We start from the raw sequence: 448 nt of genomic DNA, 5'->3' as shown, positions 1-448 counted from the left end.
TGTCTTGTCCTAAAATAGGTTTACACAAAAGTGTAAAAGTATGGAAAGATATTCAAGGACATCACCTTCAAAATGGCAGTCTCAGTATAGCGAAGAATTCAAACGATTTGTCTGCAATGATTTTTTAACCGGAACTTTGACAAAAAGAGAAATTGAGAATAAATATAATATTGGACATTCAAGATTAACTTACTGGCTCAAAGAAATAGGTTTTGATTATTCAAAACCCAGTATTGTATCTTTACCTAAGATGAAAGATTACACAAACAAATTAGCGGATAAAGAAGCAGAAGAATCTGTATCGCAGTTAAAAAAAGAACTGCAGGAAACCCGGCTTTTAGCCGAAGCTTATCGCAAAATGATTGAAATTGCTGAGCAGGAATTCAAAATTAAAATTGTAAAAAAGTCCAATACCAAGTAATTCAGGAGATGAAACACAATTATCCCA

1 protein-coding gene is annotated in these 448 nt (G+C 32.6%); it reads left to right on the top strand.

Annotated features, from left to right (window positions below; translation table 11 throughout):
* Positions 1 to 40 precede the first annotated feature (40 nt).
* The gene (locus FLAPXU55_RS09270) at positions 41 to 421 is read left to right on the top strand and encodes a hypothetical protein (RefSeq protein ID WP_180857432.1); all 381 of its coding nucleotides are present in this window, start codon (positions 41 to 43) and stop codon (positions 419 to 421) included.
* Positions 422 to 448 lie beyond the last annotated feature (27 nt).

Source organism: Flavobacterium panici (assembly GCF_903819335.1).
Lineage (GTDB): Bacteria > Bacteroidota > Bacteroidia > Flavobacteriales > Flavobacteriaceae > Flavobacterium > Flavobacterium panici.
Note: the sequence above shows the minus strand (reverse complement) of the source record. Positions and strands in the feature narration are given on the sequence as shown.